This window comes from Adlercreutzia sp. DFI.6.23, from assembly GCF_024462535.1.
Lineage (GTDB): Bacteria > Actinomycetota > Coriobacteriia > Coriobacteriales > Eggerthellaceae > Adlercreutzia > Adlercreutzia rubneri.
This window is the reverse complement of record NZ_JANGBP010000726.1, coordinates 1-291: the sequence shown is the minus strand read 5'-3', so window position 1 is coordinate 291 and position 291 is coordinate 1. Positions and strand designations below refer to the sequence as shown.

The following is a 291-nucleotide window of genomic DNA, read 5'->3' as shown; positions in this document are numbered from 1 at the left end:
CTCGTGAACGACTTCTTCATCGGACTGGTGGCCATGAAATATGTATGGGTCATCTTCCCGCTCGTCTGCGAGGGCTTCTCGCGGCTCTCCCCCAAGGCGGCCAACGTCGCCTTCGCCCTCATCATCGTCGGCTTCGCCGCCTGCGTGACCGCCTCCTACCTGGAGCTGAAGCTCTGGGACCCGAACCCGGCGCTCATCCAGGCCTTCAAATCACGGGCGATCGCCCTTTTGAAAACCTACTATTTCGTCGGGGGGATGCCCGAGGCAGTCAGCGCGTTTCTCGACAGCAGG

General features: G+C 61.5%; 1 pseudogene. It reads left to right on the top strand.

The window, feature by feature from the left end:
* A pseudogene (locus NE591_RS15235) lies at positions 1–291 on the top strand (hypothetical protein); the annotation flags it as partial.